Source organism: Anaerosporobacter mobilis DSM 15930 (assembly GCF_900142955.1).
Classification (GTDB): Bacteria; Bacillota; Clostridia; order Lachnospirales; family Lachnospiraceae; genus Anaerosporobacter; species Anaerosporobacter mobilis.
The window spans coordinates 124651-142328 of sequence record NZ_FRCP01000015.1; the positions used below are offsets into that span (position 1 = coordinate 124651).

A 17678-nucleotide genomic window follows, 5' to 3' on the forward strand; every position below is an offset into this window, starting at 1 on the left:
TCCTTTAGTTTTATTCTTGGTGATCCGATGTTCCCATATTTAGGTCATTTTTTATCTTAGTCGTTGATATGCCTTCTGTACGAGGAAGATATACAACTTCACAGTAATCTTTTAAGAAATCAAATTGTCCTTCCCAGTCATGGCCCATAACGAAGATATCAATGTTGTTATCCACAACATCTTTCACTTTTTGTTCCCAAGTATATTCAGGAATTACTTCATCAACATATTTGATTGCTTCTAAAATTGTTTTACGATCTTCATAAGAGTGATAAGCTGTCTTGTGTTTTAAAGCATTGAATTCATCAGAAGATAATACAACTAATAGATAATCTCCCATTGCTTTCGCTCTTCTTAATAAATTAATATGGCCAACATGTAATAAATCATACGTACCGTAAGTAATAACTTTCTTCATCTTAAACCCTTACCTTTCTCAGAATATGGCAACTCATAGTATTGCACAAAATTCTTCTACTTGTTTAAACATTACTTTGCTACATTATTTATTTAGTTTTTCTTCATATATTGCACTTACTTCTTCTACTGTACCATTTGCAATAATATGTCCATGTTCTAATATAATAGCTCTGTCACATAGGCGTTTAACTTGCTCAAGGGAATGGGATACAAATAATACCGTTACACCTTTATCAAACATATCCTTAATTCTCTTTTCACTCTTCTTTCTAAATTTGGCATCGCCTACAGATAATACCTCATCTAGAATTAGTATCTCGGGTTCTACAATTGTTGCAATGGAAAAACCTAATCTCGCTTTCATACCAGAAGAATAATTCTTAACTGGAACATTGATAAAATCACCAAGTTCGGAAAATTCTAGAATTTCTTCATACTTCCTCGTAATAAACTCTTTCGTATATCCAAGCATTGCACCATATAGAAAGATGTTTTCTTTACCTGTATACTGTTTATCAAAACCAGCACCTAACTCAAGTAATGGTACAACCTTACCCTTAGTCGTTACGGAACCCTCCGTTGCCTTTAAAACTCCCGCAATAACCTTAAGCAAAGTACTTTTACCAGCACCATTAAAACCTAGAATTCCAAGGCGTTCTCCTTTTTTTAATTCGAAGCTAACATCCTTTAATGCCCAAAATTCCTTATATGTTATCTGTCTTTTTAATTTCTTTATAATAAATTCTTTTAAATCATCAACCTTTTCAGCACTTAGATTAAATTGCATTCCAACGTGATCAACTTTTAAAACTACGTCTTTCATGTATTGCTCCTTTCAACTATCTCTCATTAATAAGCAATTTGAAACTCTAATCTGGTTAGTTACTTGAGTTTCACTATAATAAATTTATCTATATGTTTAAGATAAATTTATCCTGTTTCTTATAAAAGAACCAAACACCTATAATTAAGGAGCCAAAACTAAATACCGTAGAATAAATCAATGCATTTATATCCATAGAAGTACCATAGATTATGGAGTTTCTGAAGTTTGTAATAATTGCATATAGCGGATTGATTGTGAACACCCATGCATATCCGTTTTTAATTACACTCTCCGGTTCATAGAATATTGCGCTACAGTACATAATTAACATAAGCACTACTGACCAAAGATATTCAATATCACGGAAAAATACTGCCATGGCAGATAAAATCATACCTACTCCAAGTGACATGATAAATAGTAATACGAGTGGAATGATTCCTTCAATCACATGCCATGTAACTGGTACTTTTAAAACAATTGCAACCAACACTACTACTGGTAAGGACAATAGGAATATCAAAAAATTTGATATAACATTGGATAATGGATAGATATACTTCGGTATATATACCTTCTTAATCATTCCACTATTGGTTCGAATTGCCTTCATAGCGGCCTTCGATGAGTTTGCAAAGAATGTATAGAGTAGTCTACCTGTTAATATATACAAAGGAAAATACTCATCGCCCTTAGAACGCAATTTAGAGAATACAACTGTCAATACAAGCATCGTTAGTAAAGGCTCTAATAGTGTCCAAAAAAGCCCAAGAATAGATCTTCTATATTTTAATTTAATATCTTTCTTTACTAACTCCGATAATAGGAAGTCGTACTTTAAAAAATTAGTAATATGATTTTTCATTGTCGATAAACATCCTTTAACTATTAGTTATTTTTTGGATTAAAAACTGTCTCGGCTACGTGTTCTGAAGCATGTCCATCATCTAAGCTACAGAATTTATCATAGAATACACGGTAACGATCACGGTATTCTCTTTCAATCTTATCAATATTCTTGATTGCCTCTAACACTTCATCAGAAGTAAATAGAAGTGGTCCTGGTACTTCTTCTAACATATCGATATAGAACCCACGTAATACATCTCTGTATTTTTCTAAATCGTACGTAAAGAATAACATAGGTCTTTGTAAATTCGCATAATCAAAGAATACAGATGAGTAATCTGTAATTAATATATCAGAGATTAAATAAATCTCAGCAATATCATCGTATTTACTTAAGTTGAACGCAAAGTCTTCCACACCGGTCGTATCTAAAGAGTCTGCAATATAGTAATGGGTACGAAGTAATACTACATATTCATCACCTAATTCCTGCTTCATCTTTCTTAAATCTAGTTTTAACTCAAATTTGTATTGTCCACTACCATAGAATTCGTCATCTCTCCACGTTGGAGCATATAGTACTGTCTTCTTATCCAATGGAATACCTAATTTCTTCTTTAACGAGATTGCTTTTTCTTCTTTATCTGTTGCATAGAGGATATCGTTTCTTGGATAACCAAACTCTAACATCTCTTTGTCAAACATGAATGCACTTCTAAACACATCAGAAGAGAAGTAGTTTGCGGATACTAGATAATCCCACTTTCTTGAATCCTTATAAAACTGGATTTTATGTTGTGGTGATGCTCCACATACCTCGTCTTGATCGAATACTAATCTCTTAAGTGGTGTACCATGCCATGTCTCTAGGAATATACTTCCTTCTCTCTTTCGTACCCAACGAGGTTGTCTTACATTGAATACGAAATATTTACATCGTGCTAGGTAATAGGCATAGCGAATACTAAATCTCTTCACCTTCTTGTGTGGATATGGAATGTCTGACTTTTTGTTGTTGATTACCCAGATGAATTTGTATTTACCTGGATAAGTCTTAGACAAATATTCATAGATATACTTTGGACTGTCCGAATAGCTCTTACCAAAGAAACTTTCACATATTACCCAGTTCTCCATCATTGGTTTCTTTAAGAAACTGTGAATATATAAGAATTTAGCTAATGCTCTCTTATTCGTAATAATTTTCTTGAATTTCTTCTTACCAAGATCCCAATTAACAAGGCGTTGTGATTTCTTCAAATCGCCTTTCATAAGTGCTTTCACTAAACGTTTTCTGTAGCCCTTTTGCATCTTAATAACAGAAGGATCCATATTATTAACAATCTTACGAAGTATCTCAAAGCGTTCTGTTCTCCAAGCATCATTGGTGCTTCTACGAAGTTTTGGGGCGAAAGTCTTTACATAGTAATTGATAATCTTACGATCAACACGTCGTCTTAATGTGCTATCTTCTGGTATTAATGATATTGTGTAGTAATAGGCTTCAATATACTCATCAAATTTGCCAGGGTCTTTTATCTGTGATAATGCTGGCATATTAATAGAATCATTATGCTTTCTCTTAATATATACCGCGCGCATCTTCTTCTCAAAAATCTGAGCGTATTCTAATACTTGTACTAAAAATGATAAGTCAGAATAGAATTTAAACTTTTCATTAAAACGGATATTATTTTCTTCAATAACACTTCTTTTCATCAAGATATTCAAAACAGAAACATTACGGATACCTTTTCTAGTAGTAACCATCGTATGATGAGCACGTTCTCTCTTACGTCTAATCCTACGCTCTTCTGCCGCCATTAATTCCTCTTCGCTTAACTCCACTTCGTTCTCATCATCAGCAGAATCATCATCTTCATCACTATTATCATCATCAATCGAACTCTTAGACTCGCTCTCGTTTCCGTTTTCAGCATTTGATTCTGCATCTTCAAATGCATTGTTATCTTCATCGCTCTCTGCATTCTCTTCATCAGCATTTTCCATAACTGTACTCATATATACGCTACGTTTAAACCAAGATCTTTTCTTCTTACCGTATACAATATCAGCATCTGTATCAATTGTTGATTCAACAAGCAAAGCCAATGTATCTATATATAAGTAATCATCGGAATCTAAGAAATATATATATTCTCCTTGTGCCTTATCAAGTCCTAGATTTCTTGCTGCAGCTACACCAGTAGTTTCATCAAGATGATAAACGCTCATATTCAAATCTTGCCCAAATTCAGCTACCAATACATCTATATTCTCCTCAATATGGTCACACACTAGAATTGTCTCTAGATCACGATAATTCTGTTCTCTTAAACTAATAAGGCAATCCTCTAAAAATGCTATTCCATAATGAAACGGAATAATTACACTTACCTTCATTTCTATCCTTTTCCTCCAAATTCTTTTTTAAACCATTCAAAGAATTATAGCATTTTTATACATTCAAGTCAACGTGCACGAATTGCATAAAGCCCATAATTCAACAAAAGAATCTATACACTATATACAATCAACACCCATATATTCCTATATGCGGAATCGAAATGTACATAATGTATAGACTCCTCTATACTAGTATTATCCTATTTTACCTACTTTAATAATAAATCAACGTATTAAAGAGGTATTTAATTTTAAGTTGTAAGATCGTTACGTTATAAGATTCTTAATTATTTCTTAATCTTTAAATCTCAAACGATTGATTGCACTAAAGATGGCGCGAATAGATGCTCTCGTAATATTAGAACTTACACCAACACCAAAAGTTGCTAGGTTAGTTTCTTGGTCAAACATATGAATATAAGCTGCTGCTTGTGCATTAGAACCTTCCCTTAGGGCATGCTCTGAGTAATCTAACACTTTAATTTTTACTCCAAGAGAATCTTGCATCGCTCTTTGAACCGCGTCGATTGGTCCATTGCCGTAATCTTCGATAACCTTTTCTTCACCCTTGAACATGTATGTTAATACTACTTTGGTATCAAAGTCACTATCTCCATCTGAGATATCCTCCATCTTGCAACGTTTGAAATGAAGTGGTTCTTTCTTATCAAGATACTCTTTCTTGAATTCCTCCATGATTTGATCTGGTGCCACTTCTCCTTGTTTTTCAGAAATCTTCTGAATAACATCAGCAAATTCTTTATGCATACCTTTTGGTAATTTGAATCCATAATACGTATCCATAACGAATGCTACGCCACCTTTACCTGATTGGCTATTAATACGAACAATTGGTTCATATTCTCTACCGATATCACTTGGATCGATTGGAAGATATGGTACTTCCCAAATCTCACTGTTCCTATCTTGCATAGCCTTAACACCCTTGTTAATAGCATCTTGGTGCGAACCAGAGAAAGCAGTAAACACCAATTTACCAACATATGGGTGTCTAGCATGAATTGGAAGCTTACAACATCTTTCATAAACTTCAGCAATTTCATTTATATGAGTAAGGTCAAGTTCTGGGTTGATTCCTTGTGAAAACATATTGTAAGCAATATTCACGATATCAACATTACCCGTTCTCTCACCATTACCAAACAAGGTTCCTTCCACACGATCGGCACCTGCAAGTAATGCAAGTTCTGCACAGGCCACTCCCGTACCTCGATCATTATGAGGGTGAACACTAAGAATAATGTTCTCTCTATCTTTAAAATGGCGGCTCATCCACTCGATTTGATCTGCATACACGTTTGGTGTATTCATCTCAACAGTAGATGGCAAATTAAATATAATCTTATTGTCACTTGTAGGCTGCCAAACATCTTGAACTGCCGTACAAATATCTAATGCAAAATCAAGTTCTGTACCTGTGAAACTTTCTGGTGAATATTCTAAGATAATCTTACCAGGAAACTCTTTCACATATTCCTTTACCAACATAGCTCCATCAATAGCTATTTGTTTGATCTCTTCTCTGGATTTATCAAACACAACATCACGTTGTAGAGTTGATGTGGAATTATAGATATGTACAATTGCTGTTTTAATCCCTTCTAATGCTTCAAATGTACGCTTGATTAAATGATCTCTACATTGTACTAACACTTGAACACAAACATCATCGGGAATTAAATTACGTTCCACTAATTGCCTTAAGAAATCAAATTCGATTTGTGAAGCAGAAGGGAATCCTACTTCAATCTCTTTAAAGCCTAATTTCACTAGCATACAGAAGTATTCAATCTTCTCTTCAACAACCATTGGCTCAATTAACGCTTGATTTCCATCACGTAAATCAACACTACACCACACTGGTGCTTTCTCAATTTCTTTATTTGGCCACTCACGTTCCGGATAATTCACAACAGGTACTCTTTGATATTTCTTATAATTTAACATACTGTTTTCCTCCTAAATTTAGAATTTGTTGAACTTTAAACAATACAATCCGTTCACAATAAAGCCTCGCAACATTCCAAACTACGGAGTCGATAGATCACACTATATCGCTTGATTATAAACAATTTTGCTCTGTCTACTCTAGCCCCATCCTTATCATTCCTTTTCTATTATATGTAGGTAAGTTGATGATACCAATTTAATTTTCTTAAATTGACCATCGACTCATGACAAAGATCCTGTAAAGATTGACCTCTTTGCCATAATCTAGTTACACATTGGCTATTCAAATTTAGTATCTGAATAGTTTTGTTTTACATTATAACATTAGCACTTTACTTTATCAATATATATTTTATAACACCAGCAAAAAGATGGAATATATCTTCTTGCTGGTGTTTGTATCTCTATCTATATAAATAATTATGATTATTGGAGACAACGTATGCCTCTTCTTAATCCAGATTTCTCATAATCCAATTTCCTTACTATACTAATTCTCTTCCCATTAATACACCCATTACAGATGACATCATCAATCCTCTTGTCCAACCACTAGAATCTCCTAGACAATGTAATCCTTTGATGTTTGTTTTGAAATCCTTATCCATCTTAATGCGATTACTATAGAATTTGATTTCTGGTGAGTATAATAGTGTTTCGTTACTTGCAAAACCAGGTACAACCGTATCAACTGCCTTAATGAAGTTGATAATATTAACCATCGTTCTGTATGGCATAGCTGATGTAATATCACCAGCTATTGCATCTGGCATTGTTGGCTTAACATTGGATTGGTTTAACTCTTCTTGCCAAGTTCTTTTACCTTCAAGAATGTCACCGAATCTTTGTACAAGAATCTGTCCATTACCTAACATATTCACTAACTCTCCAACTCTCTTAGCATATTCAATCGGTTGATTGAATGGCTCAATAAAGTTATGAGAACATAGAATTGCAAGGTTTGTATTTTCTGATTTTAATTTCTTATACGAATGTCCATTTACAATTGCAAGGTTATTATCGTAGTTTTCTTGACTAACAAATCCACCAGGATTTTGACAGAAAGTTCTTACTTTATTCTTGAATGGAAGTGGATAACCAATCAACTTAGATTCATATAATACATTATTGACATCTTCCATTATTTCATTACGAACTTCTACACGAACACCGATATCAACAGTACCTGGTTGATGTTCAATATCATGTTTTTCACACATCTTTTCTAACCAATCAGCACCTTTACGTCCTGTTGCAATAACAATTTCATCTGCTTCCAAAGTTTCCATTTCATCTTGCTTTCTTGAACTAGCAAGAATAACTCCTTTACAAGTGGAATCTTCAACTATAATATCTTTACAAATTGTATCGAATTTGATTTCTACACCATTCTCTAATAAGAAGTTCTCAATCTTAAGATAAATTTCTTGAGCTGCTTCTGTTCCAAGATGACGTATTGGACAATCTACTAATTTTAGACCTGATTTAATTGCATTTTTACGAATTTCTTTTACCTTATCTCCAACATTAACACCTTCTACTTTAGTGTCAGCACCGAATTCCAAGTATATATCATCCGCATATTTAATTGTTTCTTCTGCTACATCTACTCCAATTAATGAAGGTAAATCTCCACCTACTTCTGCGCTTAATGATAATTTACCATCAGAAAAAGCTCCTGCTCCTGAGAAACCTGTTGTTATATGACAGTACGGTTTACAATTAACACATTTCTTCGTTGTTGTTTTTGGGCAACGTCTTTTGCTAATCGAGCATCCTTTTTCAATGATAACAATCTTCTTATTCGATTTATTCTTGATCATTTCCAAGGCAGTAAAAATTCCTGCTGGACCAGCACCTATTATAATAACATCATATTTCATAATAATCACCTATCTTTTCCTTAAAATCGAAAGCACTAGTAGAACCTTCTATTAACTTGAGTCATAAATAACGCTCGCCTTGTAGGCGAGCGATTTAGTATATAATATATTTTGTATTTTGTCAAGAATTCTATTCTTCTTTATTCTGTTTCTCTTCCTTAAAGATCGAATCCAATAAACTTATAATTGCTTCAAGAGCTTCCTTTTCGTCTTCTCCATCACATTGTAGCTCGATTTCCATTCCATTTTTTACACAGGCACCAAGCACTCCTAACACACTTTTTGCATTCACCGATTTCGATTCTGTTAATAACATAATGTGACAAGAATATTTCAATGCTTCTTGACATAGTAAGCTAACTGGTCGTAAATGCAGTCCATATGCACTTTGCACTACTATTTTCTTACTTACCATAGCGCCTCCTCATGTTACTCTTTTACAACAATTCCATCATTCATTATCTTCAGCATTAGATACTTCTTTATTATCTTCCTCTTCATTAGTATCTGTACCGCCGGAAGTCTCCGTGTTATTGTCATTCGTTCCATTGTTATTATCCACATCAATATCTGGTTTTGTATCGCTACTTCCACCTTGGTTTCCATCTTCAGTTTCGTTATCCGTCTCCGCTGTTAATTCAATTGAAACCGTTGGTTTATTCAAGATAACAATTCCTTCAATAGTAGCAAATTGCACTTCGATAACATAACTACCTGGTTTATTCTTTCCTTTCAGATCAATATATGGATTCAAATCACTTATCTTAAGATTCTTAAGGTCTTCTTCTCTACCCATAATCTTAATAACCAATTCAGTTGATGTAGTATCGTTTATATAATTGAACTTCAATTGATCATTCAAATCCTTAAATTGAATGTCCTTCGTATCGAAAGTGAAATCTTTGATCTGTAACTTCTCAATAACGATATTGACCATCACAGAAAGACTTTCTTCCTCAAGAATAACTCCATCCGGTAAATAATTCTCTAGATTAATCTCTGTCTCAATATCCTCATATTGTCCAGATATGTCAATAGGTATAACAATCTTACTAACTGTACTTAATGCTTTCCTATCTCCAGCGATTGTAACACTCTTAGGTTCATATTCTGTACTAATATAACGGTATCCATGTAATGGATTTCCTTGAATCTCTATATCTACTGGTATTGTTTTAGTATTCAACAACGTACCAACAACTTTAACCTCTGTTGTACTGAACGTCATCTTGGAAGAGTTAATTTCTTTTCCATCTGCATCATATACCTTTGGTACTCCACTAGTTGTAAAATTCTCTGAAGCATTGGATACATCAATCTCAACTTTCACTTCATCAATCTTACTAATCTGTGATTTCGCTCCAGTAACTTGTATTATATTTGGTTTTGTCTTTAATTCACCTATACAATACCCCTCTTCAACTGTTCCCTTCTTGACGACGCTAACTTTAAATTGCTTCGTCTCTGTCTCTTCAAGTGAAACAATTAAGGTATCCACTGAACCAATTGTTATACTCGGTGTATCAGATTCAGTTAGGTATTTTGTTAGCTCTACTTTAATCGGTACAGCATTCCATCTTGATAGTTTAGATAGGTCTGCATATGCACTAAAATCCGATGTTGTTAATGCCTCGACAACACTTCTCTTACCCTTAACTGTAATCGTAACAGCATCACCTTCTAATACCTCGTAACACATTCCTTGACTAGCAATTACATCTTCATTCCGCTTCTCTACCGATAAACGAAATGTTCTTGATATTGCAGGATCATCAATATTTACGATAATAAACCATATAAGTGCGGCAAGACCCAAAGATAAAATTTTTAGTCCTAAATTTTTAGTCCATTTTCTTTTCATTCTTTAGTCTTCCCCTCCATAATTTTATTTTTTTCGTTTCCCCAGATCTCCTTTGTAATGACTGTAATTTATTCTTTAGATAATCACCATCTACATTACGGATTAAAACACCACCAATTGCGATCGATACTTTACCTGTTTCTTCAGAAACGGTAATTGTTAAACTATCAGAAACTTCACTGATACCTACTCCAGCTCTATGTCTTGTACCCAAATCTTTACTTAGTTCCATATTGTCTGATAATGGTAGATAACAAGTTGCCGCAACGATTCGATTTCCTCGGATTAAAACTGCCCCATCATGAAGTGGTGTGTTATGTTCAAAAATATTAATTAATAGCTGGCTACTTATTGCTGAATCAATATTAATACCAGTTCTTTCGTATTCGCTTAAGACTATATTTTGTTCTATAACCATTAGCGCACCTGTCTTTGTCTTTGATAACTCAAACGTTGCTCTGACGATTTCCGATATCGTCTTATCAGAGAATCGTTCATTCTTCTCCTTTTGATCATCGAAAGTAATGAAAGAAGATACTATATTCTTTCTTCCTAATTGTTCTAATGCTTTCCTAAGTTCAGGCTGGAATAATATAACAACTGCAATAATACCAACATTAATTGTTTTTGATATAATCCAAAGAATTACATTAAAATTCAAAATCGAGGCAATAAGACTGAAAATGCAAAGTACGATAATCCCCTTTACTAGCATCCATGCTCTAGTGCTCTTTATCCAATTAACAATATGGTAGATTAAAAAAGCCAATATTAATATCTCTAAAATATCGGTTAGTGTTAACTTTGGAATTGATAGCCATACCAAATAATCATTAACAAAACTCTTGATTGTCTCCATTTACTTCGCACCTTTGCCTCATATTTTCAACAAAATCTATACGTTATCTCTTCTTATCTTCATCTATATATTCATCAAATTCATCGTAATTTGATATATCATCTTGATCATCATAATCGTCATATAACTCATTCTTTACAAGTTCTTTAATATTAACACTATCAGCTGTAACTTTTTTCTCATTAATCTTGGTAATGTTCTTTTGTGGTACCGTAATTTTCATCTTTGGTACCGCTTTTACGTAGTAATAATAATCATCATCTTGAAATTGCACATATTCAACAGCCGTATAATCTAATGTTAGACGGAAAAACTGTATGACATAGACAAGTACACCCGAGATAAGTGAACCTATTACTAAAGTTACTATTTTATCTTGGATATCTAAACGTAAATCGCCAATCAAGAATACCAAAATATTCACAACAACACCAGCTGCAATTGCAATATCAAAGGCATGATCTATCTTTCTTGTACGAATTATATAAGTGATTAACATTACAATAGCAAAAATAGCTATCGTTAATATCATTTCTTTATTCGATTTCAAACTATCTATAACATAAGTATAGACTTGTAATGTATCTTCAACACTTAAGGTTACTGTTATCTGTGCCGCTTGCTTCACTATAGCAATGAAAAAATAAAGGAATACTCCACAGGTAACAGGTATTATTGATATAGGGGTTGCTATAACACCTAATAAGATTGGTAGTACATAAGGTATATTTAGAATAAAGCATATCGGCATTAATACCAACACGTACCCTTGCTTTGGCGTAAATCGAGCAAATAGCAGATACAGAATTAGGAATACAACCACAACTAAAATCGATAATATCTTCGATACAAAATAAAAATGGAAAAAAGATATTGCGGCCGCAATTATTATCATTATTGGTATTGGTAAAAACGCACAGAATAATGATAATAATAACACAACTGGTATACTTTTAAAACGTGAATCATAACCATATGAGCTATTAATTACCATAAACAATACAAGTGCCATAAAGAATCGAATCACTGGTTTTGCATACACATCGATTTTTTGATATATTGTTATTAGTCTTTCTTTCAAAACGAGTAAACTCATCATATATTATACTCTCCCTATTTCAGTTCATTCTCTTCGTTACGGTAATATTGACGAAGTTTCTTAAGGTTTTTCCTATATTTAAAAAGTCTTTTTCTTGATGAATCAAATTTGAATGAATACCCAACAATAGTACCAAATAAATAGATAACCAGAAGTATAATGTAGATCCCTAACACTTTGGTACCTATTGCTTTGTAGTCTAGTTCTACAGCTTTCTGAATAAGATACTCTGATCGATAGAAGGCTACAACTAATAACACCAAAAGATAGGATATAGTTACACTTACAACAGTCTTAATTATCTGGTATCTGAGAAAATCCGTCTTATAGTATTTACTTAATTTTACATCTTCTTGTCCTTCGTTTTTCTCGTATATAGCAAGCTTAGTCATTAATTTTATTTTATTATTGTCAAGCATCGATTCACCTCCAATAAAATATACAAAAACATTATACCACAAAGGATGTCCGATTTCGAGCACTATTTTTAGAACTCTTTATTCTGAAGCCTTGTACACAGTTAAAAAGGTAACGATTCTAATATACATTGCTCCTTAGAATCATTACCTTTTCATTATCTATATATCCGCTTAATTTTCTTTCCCAATCTCAACAACACTCTTTACAAGACCTGCAATTCCTTGAATTTCTGAAGGAATGATAATTTTAGTTGCTTTACCATCTGCAGCTTTTTCAAATGCTTCTAAACTCTTTAATTGAAGCACTGCATTACCAGGTTTTGCCTCATTCAAGAAACGAATACCATCTGCGTTAGCCTGCTGTACAGCAACAATTGCTTGAGCTTGACCTTCAGCTTCACGAATTGTTGCTTCTTTCTTAGCTTCTGCACGTAGAATTGCAGCTTCTTTCTCACCCTGTGCTTCAAGTATTGCAGATTCTTTCTTTCCTTCAGCAACAAGAACAGTGGATTTCTTCTCACCTTCAGCCCTAAGAATTGCCTCTCTACGTTCACGCTCTGCTTTCATCTGTTTCTCCATCGCGTCTTGAATAGCTGCTGGTGGAATTATGTTCTTAAGTTCCACTCGATTAACTTTGATACCCCAAGGATCGGTTGCTGTATCAAGTGATACACGCATCTTTGTATTAATAATCTCTCTTGATGTAAGTGTTTGATCAAGTTCTAGATCACCAATAATATTTCTTAATGTTGTAGCTGTCAAATTCTCAATAGCCATAATTGGGTTTTCAACACCATATGCGAATAATTTAGGATCCGTTATCTGGAAAAATACAACGGTATCAATTCTCATTGTAACATTATCCTTCGTAATTACAGGTTGAGGTGCAAAATCAACAACTTGTTCCTTTAATACTATTTTCTTAGCTACACGATCAATAAACGGTACTTTAAAATGTACACCTACATTCCAAGTTCCCTGATATCCACCTAATCTTTCTAAAACATATGCATGCGCTTGTGGTACGATTTTGACACAAGATGCAAGGATGATTAAAATAATAACTATAAATCCCATACCAATCAATTGCCAAGTATCCATATTTTCCTTCCTCCATTCATTAACATTCTATTTTAATAGTTACCTTGTTACAATTAATTTAACACCCTTAATTGCAATAATCTTTACCAGTGTTCCTGGTTCAATAATATCATCATCTCGTTCTGCTCTTGCTGTCCATTCCTGTCCTCCCACATTTGCAGAACCAGCTTGATTGAAATTATCAATTGTTGATGTAACCTTTGCAGTCTGTCCAATGATGCTCTCATAATTGGTTCTTGCTCTATGATTATTAAAATATCGCAAAGCGAGCGGTCTCGTAAAGCACAAAAGAATCACCGAAACTACAACAAAGAGTATAAATTGTATTAAGTAGCTGGCCCCTAATATGGATGCAAGGAATGCTATTAACGCTCCACCTGCAAACCAGATTGTTGTTAATCCCAATGTAGTGATTTCAATAATTAATAATACCGCTACTGCTATCAACCAGTAAAAAGATTCCATATCTTATCCCCTTTCTACATTCTTTATGCGGAAATTGATTCCTTCCTCCTCCACACGTTATATCTATTTTACTTTATACTTCCACTAATTACAATACATCCTTAGTAGCAAAAATACGAAAAACAGGCTGTTTTCCGCATTTTTAATATGGATATATTTTATTTTTAATCAATTTCTAATTTTGTTTCGCTTTTGACGATAAACTTCATACATAAGTATAGAAGCCGCTACACCTGCATTCAGGGATTCTACTTTTCCTTCCATCGGAATCTTAATCAAACGTGTTGCCACCTTACTTGCTTCCTCAGAGATTCCATTTGCTTCATTGCCAATGATAATTCCAGTTTTATTCGTATATTCTTCTTCATCATAATAGTTCTTAGCCGCAAGATGAGATGCATAGATTGTAATTCCTTGTTGTTTCATCTCTTCTAATGCCCCCACAAAATCTTCAACATAGACAAATGGCATTCGATATAATGCCCCCATTGTAGAACGAACTACTTTTGGATTAAAGATATCCACGGATTCCTTGCTAATAATAACTCCAGTTATACCAGCACCTTCTGCGGTACGTATTATTGTGCCCATGTTGCCTGGATCACGAACATCTTCAAGTAATAATAAGTTTGCTTCGTCATGTGTAATTAATTCCTGGTAGTTATATGTTGGTTGCTTCACAATCGCTAGTATTCCCTGTGGTGTAGTAGTATCTGCTGCATCACATAATACCTTATCCGCTACAATTTCATAAGCAAATGAATCAAAATATGCAGGATTTTCTTGCAATCTGTCTCGATAAAAACTTTCTGTTACGTAGGCCTTAACCAAATTACTAGAATCCGTCTCTTCAAACATCTTAATACCTTCAATCACGAATTCCATCTGACTGTTCCTAGTCTTTGCTTTCTTCAAAAGTGCAATCAGATTCTTAATCTGACTATTACTTGAGCTGGTAATCATACTTTCTCCTTACAAGACAATAACGAAACTCTTCATAGTGTATAAAGATATACCAATGTGTTTTATGTCTGTCGTTACTATTTGCTGAATTGTGTGGGCTTATACATACTATGTTCTTTATTGTATGTGTAAGCCACTCAATTTTAAGTAAATTGTAGTAGACAGCCTTAAAACACAGGTATGCTTTATACACGGAGAAGAGTTTCGTAATTGTCTATTTCTCCTTACTATTTGCTGTGCATACTTGCAAGTTTATTCAATGTTTCATTCTTACCGATCATAACAAGAATATCATTCTTAGAAACTGGCGAATCTGCATCAGTATTAATATCTAATACACCATTTTTCTTAATACCAATTACATTAACTTTATATTTGGCACGTAGGTTTAATTCTCTTAGACTATGTCCATTCCACTCTGTTAATGCCTCAATCTCCATCATACTGAATGTAGATGAAAGTTCCACTGCATCAAAGAAATTACCTAATAATAATTTGTTTGCAATTCGTATTCCCGTTTCCTTTTCTGGGAATACAACCATATCTGCTCCAACCTTCTTCAAAATCTTAGCATGTAAGTCATTTTGTGCTTTTGCTAAAACATACGGAATTCCAAGTTCCTTCGCTAAAATGGTAACCATAACACTTGCTTCTAGATTTTCACCGATTGCTACAATAGCACCATCAAAATTACTAATTCCTAAAGTCTCCATCGTATCAACATCTGTAACATTGGCTTTTACCGCGTATGTTACAATGTCAGCCATCTCTTGAATTTTATCTTCATTGTCATCGACTACTAATACCTCACAACCACTATCTGCTAATGTAGTTGCAACACTCTTTCCAAATCTACCTAATCCAAATACAACAAATTCTTTATTCGTCATTCTATCCACCATGCCCTTCTGACACATTTATCTAAATCACGCGGATATCCGCGATTTGCTACACTACTTGTCTAATTGACAACCTATTTTTAAGTTTATCTACTAACCTACTGATATATTCTCCCCTGGTAAATGTCTTGAATTCTCTTTTACACCTCTTGAATTGAAAGCTAACGCCATCGACATAGGTCCAATACGTCCAAGATACATTGTTACTATAACTATAAATTTACCTAGCGTACTGAGTGATGGAGTTAAGTTTCTTGATAAACCTACAGTTGCTAATGCAGACGTTGTTTCAAACAGAATATCAAGGAAATCACCTCCCTCAACAACTGAAAGAAATATGGTTGAAACAAATAATACAGATGCACTTACTAAAATAACAGCAAGCGCTTTCTTAATATAGAAATCTGCAATCTTTCTTCTACAAAGTTCAACATCTTGCTTACCTCTAATTATAGAGAAAGCTGCCAAGAAGATCATAGCAAACGTTACTGTCTTAATACCACCTGCTGTACCTGATGGCGACCCACCAATGAACATCAGAATAATTGAAATAAATGCTGAGTCACTTGATAAATTCTCCTGTGGAACCGTTAAGAAACCTGCCGTTCTTGTAGTAACAGATTGAAACATAGATGCCATAATTTTTTGTCCAAAACTCAGATTTCCTATTGTACCTTTATTATGATACTCCATAACGAAAATCGCAACCGTACCAAAAACGATTAATATAACTGTTGTACCAACTGCAATCTTTGTATGTAGTCTAAGACTACGTGCAAAAGATTTGAGATTGAATTTATCTTTAAAAGATTTTCTTAATTTGGTTAAAACATCCCACCAAACGGGGAATCCAATACCACCTAGAATTATAAGAGCCATTGTCGTAAAATTAATCAATGGATTAGACACGTATTCTGCCAAACTATTATCTCCTAGAATATCCATACCGGCATTACAGAATGCTGATATAGCGTTAAATATTGCTCTTCCTATTCCAGATATGAATCCATACTTAGGAATGAATTCAATACTATATAATAAAGCCCCAATACCCTCTACCACAAACGTACCTTTCATAATTTTAATGGTAAGGCGTACTAGGCCTCTTAATGTATCTAGGTTATAAGCTTCTTGAATTAACAATCTCTCTCGCAATGTAATACGTTTTCTCATCATCAATAATATTGTTGTTGTAAATGTTACAACACCAAGTCCACCAAATTGAATCAGAATAAGTATTACCACATGACCAAATGTTGTCCAATGTGATAGTGTATTAACAGTAACCAATCCAGTAACACAAATTGATGTTGTTGCCGTGAACATTGCATCGATTAAGGTCGTAGTCTCTCCTGGTTTGGTCGCAAACGGTAGCATTAAAAGTGCAGTTCCAATTAGTATTGCTGCCAAGAAACCAAATACGATCATTTGGGTCGTCGAGAACTTAATCTTCATTAATTTTTCTTTCATCATTTCCTCCAACCATCAAGGGCATAAGTAAGTTTTTTGCCCTTAGTAAGACATTCTACCACTACTGTATTATTTTCTCAAGTGAGTGCACAGCCATAGTGGAGCAATTTTATGTAATAGAACCCGTTTTCCTATTGCATAAAACTGCAAACTATCAATATAGTTATCTATACTAATGGTTTGCAGT

At 33.9% G+C, this 17678-nt stretch carries 16 protein-coding genes; all 16 read right to left on the reverse strand.

What is annotated here, in order from left to right:
* Positions 1-10 precede the first annotated feature (10 nt).
* The 16 genes from tagD to BUB90_RS15220 all read right to left on the reverse strand — a co-directional run bounded on the left by tagD (position 11) and on the right by BUB90_RS15220 (position 17491).
* Positions 11-418: a glycerol-3-phosphate cytidylyltransferase gene (gene tagD / locus BUB90_RS15145; protein WP_073289279.1), complete on the reverse strand. Its 408-nt coding sequence runs from the start codon at positions 416-418 to the stop codon at positions 11-13.
* Positions 419-502: 84 nt separating this feature from the next.
* On the reverse strand, positions 503-1243 hold the full coding sequence (locus BUB90_RS15150; protein WP_073289280.1) for an ABC transporter ATP-binding protein: 741 nt from the start codon (positions 1241-1243) through the stop codon (positions 503-505).
* Positions 1244-1331: 88 nt separating this feature from the next.
* A complete protein-coding gene (locus tag BUB90_RS15155) occupies positions 1332-2111 on the reverse strand; it encodes an ABC transporter permease (protein WP_073289281.1) in 780 nt (259 codons plus the stop codon).
* Positions 2112-2134: 23 nt separating this feature from the next.
* A complete protein-coding gene (locus BUB90_RS15160) occupies positions 2135-4498 on the reverse strand; it encodes a bifunctional glycosyltransferase family 2 protein/CDP-glycerol:glycerophosphate glycerophosphotransferase (RefSeq protein ID WP_073289282.1) in 2364 nt (787 codons plus the stop codon).
* Positions 4499-4795: 297 nt separating this feature from the next.
* Positions 4796-6469 (reverse strand): 2-isopropylmalate synthase, encoded by a 1674-nt coding sequence (leuA, locus tag BUB90_RS15165; RefSeq protein WP_073289283.1) that lies wholly within the window; start codon positions 6467-6469, stop codon positions 4796-4798.
* A gap of 488 nt (positions 6470-6957) precedes the next feature.
* Positions 6958-8355, reverse strand: coding sequence for an NAD(P)/FAD-dependent oxidoreductase (locus BUB90_RS15170; protein ID WP_073289284.1), 1398 nt, complete (start codon positions 8353-8355; stop codon positions 6958-6960).
* 130 nt (positions 8356-8485) lie between these two features.
* Entirely contained in the window at positions 8486-8770 is a 285-nt protein-coding gene (locus BUB90_RS15175) for an HPr family phosphocarrier protein (protein ID WP_073289285.1), read from the reverse strand.
* 36 nt (positions 8771-8806) lie between these two features.
* A complete protein-coding gene (locus BUB90_RS15180) occupies positions 8807-10216 on the reverse strand; it encodes a CdaR family protein (RefSeq protein WP_073289286.1) in 1410 nt (469 codons plus the stop codon).
* A complete protein-coding gene (cdaA, locus tag BUB90_RS15185) occupies positions 10197-11075 on the reverse strand; it encodes a diadenylate cyclase CdaA (protein WP_073289287.1) in 879 nt (292 codons plus the stop codon). The genes BUB90_RS15180 and cdaA overlap by 20 nt, the downstream gene beginning before the upstream one ends.
* 43 nt (positions 11076-11118) lie before the next feature.
* On the reverse strand, positions 11119-12174 hold the full coding sequence (locus tag BUB90_RS15190; protein WP_073289288.1) for a hypothetical protein: 1056 nt from the start codon (positions 12172-12174) through the stop codon (positions 11119-11121).
* A gap of 14 nt (positions 12175-12188) precedes the next feature.
* Positions 12189-12593: a hypothetical protein gene (locus BUB90_RS15195; protein ID WP_073289289.1), complete on the reverse strand. Its 405-nt coding sequence runs from the start codon at positions 12591-12593 to the stop codon at positions 12189-12191.
* A 171-nt stretch (positions 12594-12764) separates the two neighbouring features.
* Positions 12765-13694 carry an SPFH domain-containing protein gene (locus BUB90_RS15200; protein WP_170865506.1) on the reverse strand — a complete coding sequence of 310 codons (930 nt, stop codon included), beginning with the start codon at positions 13692-13694 and terminating at the stop codon, positions 12765-12767.
* A 39-nt stretch (positions 13695-13733) separates the two neighbouring features.
* Entirely contained in the window at positions 13734-14159 is a 426-nt protein-coding gene (locus BUB90_RS15205) for an NfeD family protein (protein WP_073289290.1), read from the reverse strand.
* A 168-nt stretch (positions 14160-14327) separates the two neighbouring features.
* The gene (locus BUB90_RS15210; RefSeq protein WP_073289291.1) at positions 14328-15122 is read right to left on the reverse strand and encodes a TrmH family RNA methyltransferase; all 795 of its coding nucleotides are present in this window, start codon (positions 15120-15122) and stop codon (positions 14328-14330) included.
* A gap of 227 nt (positions 15123-15349) precedes the next feature.
* Positions 15350-16012: a potassium channel family protein gene (locus BUB90_RS15215; RefSeq protein WP_073289334.1), complete on the reverse strand. Its 663-nt coding sequence runs from the start codon at positions 16010-16012 to the stop codon at positions 15350-15352.
* Between the two features lie 102 nt (positions 16013-16114).
* Positions 16115-17491, reverse strand: a complete 1377-nt coding sequence (locus tag BUB90_RS15220; RefSeq protein WP_330393802.1) for a TrkH family potassium uptake protein — start codon at positions 17489-17491, stop codon at positions 16115-16117.
* Between the last annotated feature and the right edge of the window lie 187 nt (positions 17492-17678).

What these genes read in the sequence shown, in the direction of transcription:
- tagD (WP_073289279.1), bottom strand. Translation starts at nt 418, where the DNA reads ATGAAGAAAGTTATTACTTACGGTACGTATGATTTATTACATGTTGGC.
- BUB90_RS15150 (WP_073289280.1), bottom strand. Translation starts at nt 1,243, where the DNA reads ATGAAAGACGTAGTTTTAAAAGTTGATCACGTTGGAATGCAATTTAAT.
- BUB90_RS15155 (WP_073289281.1), bottom strand. Translation starts at nt 2,111, where the DNA reads ATGAAAAATCATATTACTAATTTTTTAAAGTACGACTTCCTATTATCG.
- BUB90_RS15160 (WP_073289282.1), bottom strand. Translation starts at nt 4,498, where the DNA reads ATGAAGGTAAGTGTAATTATTCCGTTTCATTATGGAATAGCATTTTTA.
- leuA (WP_073289283.1), bottom strand. Translation starts at nt 6,469, where the DNA reads ATGTTAAATTATAAGAAATATCAAAGAGTACCTGTTGTGAATTATCCG.
- BUB90_RS15170 (WP_073289284.1), bottom strand. Translation starts at nt 8,355, where the DNA reads ATGAAATATGATGTTATTATAATAGGTGCTGGTCCAGCAGGAATTTTT.
- BUB90_RS15175 (WP_073289285.1), bottom strand. Translation starts at nt 8,770, where the DNA reads ATGGTAAGTAAGAAAATAGTAGTGCAAAGTGCATATGGACTGCATTTA.
- BUB90_RS15180 (WP_073289286.1), bottom strand. Translation starts at nt 10,216, where the DNA reads ATGAAAAGAAAATGGACTAAAAATTTAGGACTAAAAATTTTATCTTTG.
- cdaA (WP_073289287.1), bottom strand. Translation starts at nt 11,075, where the DNA reads ATGGAGACAATCAAGAGTTTTGTTAATGATTATTTGGTATGGCTATCA.
- BUB90_RS15190 (WP_073289288.1), bottom strand. Translation starts at nt 12,174, where the DNA reads ATGATGAGTTTACTCGTTTTGAAAGAAAGACTAATAACAATATATCAA.
- BUB90_RS15195 (WP_073289289.1), bottom strand. Translation starts at nt 12,593, where the DNA reads ATGCTTGACAATAATAAAATAAAATTAATGACTAAGCTTGCTATATAC.
- BUB90_RS15200 (WP_170865506.1), bottom strand. Translation starts at nt 13,694, where the DNA reads ATGGATACTTGGCAATTGATTGGTATGGGATTTATAGTTATTATTTTA.
- BUB90_RS15205 (WP_073289290.1), bottom strand. Translation starts at nt 14,159, where the DNA reads ATGGAATCTTTTTACTGGTTGATAGCAGTAGCGGTATTATTAATTATT.
- BUB90_RS15210 (WP_073289291.1), bottom strand. Translation starts at nt 15,122, where the DNA reads ATGATTACCAGCTCAAGTAATAGTCAGATTAAGAATCTGATTGCACTT.
- BUB90_RS15215 (WP_073289334.1), bottom strand. Translation starts at nt 16,012, where the DNA reads ATGACGAATAAAGAATTTGTTGTATTTGGATTAGGTAGATTTGGAAAG.
- BUB90_RS15220 (WP_330393802.1), bottom strand. Translation starts at nt 17,491, where the DNA reads ATGAAAGAAAAATTAATGAAGATTAAGTTCTCGACGACCCAAATGATC.